Origin of the sequence: Fuerstiella marisgermanici, assembly GCF_001983935.1 — a bacterium.
Classification (GTDB): domain Bacteria; phylum Planctomycetota; class Planctomycetia; order Planctomycetales; family Planctomycetaceae; genus Fuerstiella; species Fuerstiella marisgermanici.
The window spans coordinates 1634346-1637611 of the sequence record NZ_CP017641.1 but is presented as its reverse complement, the minus strand read 5'-3'; the positions used below and the strand labels follow the sequence as shown (position 1 = coordinate 1637611).

Genomic DNA, 3266 nt, shown 5'->3' with positions numbered 1-3266 from the left:
GCTTTGCCGTCTGCGTCTGGCTATTCATGCACACTCGCATTGAATGCCAGACTGCGGCGAACTCCGGAACCCTGAAACGGCTCAGCGCCGTGCAGTAGCCATGCAGGGAAGACAAAAAAATTACCGACCACAGGACGAAAGCTGATGAGTGATCGAGCGAACCGCTGCTTGCCGCCGATGAGAAAGTTGATGTAGCCAGCCTTGCGACCGGAAATATAGTTCTTCTGTTCGTGTCCCGATTCGATCGCCGGCACTTTCAGGTACATGACGCCGGAAATATCGCCGCTATGAAAATGCATTGGGCTGGCGGTTTCGGAAAACTGATTCACGACCCAGCACTGTGATCCATGCCGATCCGCACATTGCCTTCGCGTTCGACACCAGCGACGTAGCGACGGACTTGGTTGGACACCCATTCATGCAGTGAATCGTCGCCACCTGACAGACAGAATTCTTCAGACAAAAGCAGCTCAGTCCCACGGTCGGACGGCAGGATGTCTTCGACATGATCGTTAACATGATCGATCAGGTGAAGGGTGACCTGAGTTCGCCCGATCAGCGGACCGAACGGAGAATAAAACTCCATCGCCTCGGCGTCACCGTCGCGAAACAAAACCGCATCCTGCGCTTCGTACTTACTTAACCGGCGAAGTTTTTCAACATCATCCATTGCGACGTCTCATTGAGCCTGAAGGAGCTACGGCTTGTCCCTCAGCAGTGATGAACGGTCTCAGCCTCGGATGTCCAGGAGACGCGTGCATGGAAGTAGGTCACCACCAACCAGCAAGCGCGGCTTTCACCTTGTTGCCATCCGACGCGCTACCGTGGGCTTGCTGGGACTCTCCCAAACGGTCGCCGTTGCGGCTACGTCGAGGATTCAGGACTGTTACGGATGCAAGCAATCAAGCAGCGGCCGCCGACAGAATTAGTCGTTAGTGCGCGCAGTAGTCGATGATGCGAGCCAGTTCTGTGCGTAGCTGCGAACGGTGGATGATGCGGTCGATGAAACCGTGCTTCAGCAGAAATTCGCTGGTCTGAAAGCCGTCAGGAAGATCGATCTTACAGGTCGCCTGCACAACTCGTGGCCCCGCAAAGCCAACCAATGCGTTCGGCTCCGCCACCACGACGTCGCCTAAAGACGCGAAGCTGGCGGCCACGCCACCCATCGTGGGATTGGTCAGTACCGAGATGAACAATCCTCGAGCCTTGCGGAAGCGTGCCAGCGCGGCGGAGACTTTTCCCATCTGCATCAGCGAGATAATGCCTTCGTGCATACGAGCTCCACCGCCGGAGCCGCTGACGATGACCAACGGGAGTGATTTCTCAGTGGCTTGCTCGACGGCACGGCACAACTTTTCGCCGACCACGGAGCCCATGCTGCCCATGATGAACGCCGAATCCGTCATCGCGTACACCAACGGTCGACCTCGCATGTAGCCTCGACCAACCGTGCAGGCGTCGGTCATACCGGTGCGCTTCTGTTCGGCGGCGAGTCGTTCTTTGTAGGGTTTGCGATCCGCAAAACCCAGCGGGTCGCCGGGCATCAGGTCAGCGTACCATTCTTCAAAACTGTCCGGGTCCAGAAGCTGCTTGATGCGTGTGGCCGTCGAGACGTAAAAGTGGTGGTCGCACTCCGGGCACAGATTCAGGTTTTCTTCGACCTGATTGCGAAAGACAGTGGCACTGCAACCATCGCATCGCAGCCAAAGACCTTCCGGGACGCCTCGTTTTGGTCGTTTCATATCTTGCAGCCAGGACCGCTGTCCGGTTTTGTCTGTTGTCGTCATGATGCAGATTCCTGAGTGCCCGAGTCGGCCTGATCTGAGCCGGTTGTCGCAGCGGTTACCGCCACAGCGTCGGTGGTGACGGGGGCGGGGTCACTGCACTGTTCGGATTTCAAAAAAGAATTGAAGTCAAACGATTCGGCCTGAAACACTTCGACAGCAGGCCGGTCATCTTCGCCGCACAAACAGGACGCCACCGTTGGGCATCGATCCTGTAAGGTGCAACGGATGACAGTGGCAATCGGGTCAGCCACGACCACGGCAAACACATCGTATTTGCGAATGCCCTTGTTCAGCACCTTTTGGATGCGTTCGCAGCCATCGTTTAACGATTCGCCTTCGGGCGGACAGATCGTTTGCGGCTTTTCCCGCCCGCTGCGAAACACGCGCGGGTAACGTTTTCGTACATCGGCCTCAGGAAGTCCCTGCCACAAGCCCTGATCGACGTTTCTAAGTTCTTCCAGTTCTTTGACTTTGGCGCCTGGCTGCGATTCGGCAATCGCGCGAGCTGTGCTGCTGGCGGGGTCGAATGGTGACGCAAAAATAGCCTCGAGCTTCACCTCATTCTGCTGAAGATGCCGAATAATCTTCTGCACCTGAGCCAGACCGGCGTCGTTCATGGGCATTTCTAAAGCACCCAATAGCCGCGACTGTTCGTCGTAGTCGGTGCATCCAGGGCGAATTAAAACGATGGTTGACATACCTTCAACTCCCTTTCGCGGTGGCCGAAACGTGGCTGCCAGCTTGTGAGACCAGCCGTGCACCAGCGATCCCGTAATCGTCATGGTCGAAGATGGAACTGCCTGCGACAAAGATGTCTGCTCCTGCAACTGCACAATCAGATATTGTTTCGGCAGCAACGCCGCCGTCCACGGAAATCAAGAGTTCGTCGCCCGCGATTTTGCGAGCCTGCTGAATCTTAGGAAGGACCTCAGGCATGAATGCCTGCCCGCCGAATCCCGGATTCACACTCATCACCAACAGCAAATCGCAATCCTGCAGAAACGGCTCAGCGGCTTCGAATGGCGTGTTCGGATTGATGGCCAATCCGGCAACGACGTCCTGTTTTCGGATTGCCTGCAGTAGCTCGCGTGGTTCGGGCACCGCTTCCAGATGGAAGGTAATGGCTTCGCAACCTGCCTTCACGTATTCATCAACATACGCGGCCGGGTCGGAGATCATCAGATGCACGTCAAATGGCGTCGATGTGCGTTTGCGAGTTGCAGCAATCAACATCGCTCCGTAGGACAGGTTGGGAACAAAGTGCCCATCCATGACGTCCCAGTGGTATAGCGGCAGATTCGCAGCATCGATGCGATCGACCTCGGCCTGCAGATTTCCAAAGTCGCACTTCAGCATCGATGGGGCGATCACCGGTCGGTGTTGCCTCAGATGCTGCAGCATCTTTTGTCTTGATAACATAAAGCTCGCCAAAGAATCAGGCGGATGAAGGTCCGGAATGGAAGCCCGGTATTTTCACGC

At 56.2% G+C, this 3266-nt stretch carries 5 protein-coding genes; all 5 read right to left on the bottom strand.

Annotated elements, in window-relative coordinates; translation table 11 throughout:
- Positions 1–20: 20 nt before the first annotated feature.
- Entirely contained in the window at positions 21–329 is a 309-nt protein-coding gene (locus Fuma_RS06220; protein ID WP_077023371.1) for a putative 2OG-Fe(II) oxygenase, read from the bottom strand.
- A complete protein-coding gene (locus Fuma_RS06215) occupies positions 326–670 on the bottom strand; it encodes a hypothetical protein (RefSeq protein WP_077023370.1) in 345 nt (114 codons plus the stop codon). The genes Fuma_RS06220 and Fuma_RS06215 overlap by 4 nt, the downstream gene beginning before the upstream one ends.
- Positions 671–932: 262 nt before the next feature.
- On the bottom strand, positions 933–1787 hold the full coding sequence (gene accD, locus Fuma_RS06210) for an acetyl-CoA carboxylase, carboxyltransferase subunit beta (RefSeq protein ID WP_077023369.1): 855 nt from the start codon (positions 1785–1787) through the stop codon (positions 933–935).
- A complete protein-coding gene (locus Fuma_RS06205; protein ID WP_077023368.1) occupies positions 1784–2485 on the bottom strand; it encodes a histidine phosphatase family protein in 702 nt (233 codons plus the stop codon). Before Fuma_RS06205 ends, accD begins: the two co-directional genes overlap by 4 nt.
- Before the next feature lie 4 nt (positions 2486–2489).
- Positions 2490–3206 (bottom strand): ribulose-phosphate 3-epimerase, encoded by a 717-nt coding sequence (gene rpe / locus Fuma_RS06200; RefSeq protein ID WP_077023367.1) that lies wholly within the window; start codon positions 3204–3206, stop codon positions 2490–2492.
- Positions 3207–3266: the final 60 nt, after the last annotated feature.

Bases quoted from the DNA above. Each gene is read 5' to 3' on its own strand.
- Fuma_RS06215 (WP_077023370.1), bottom strand. From the start codon at position 670: ATGGATGATGTTGAAAAACTTCGCCGGTTAAGTAAGTACGAAGCGCAG.
- accD (WP_077023369.1), bottom strand. From the start codon at position 1,787: ATGACGACAACAGACAAAACCGGACAGCGGTCCTGGCTGCAAGATATG.
- Fuma_RS06205 (WP_077023368.1), bottom strand. From the start codon at position 2,485: ATGTCAACCATCGTTTTAATTCGCCCTGGATGCACCGACTACGACGAA.
- rpe (WP_077023367.1), bottom strand. From the start codon at position 3,206: ATGTTATCAAGACAAAAGATGCTGCAGCATCTGAGGCAACACCGACCG.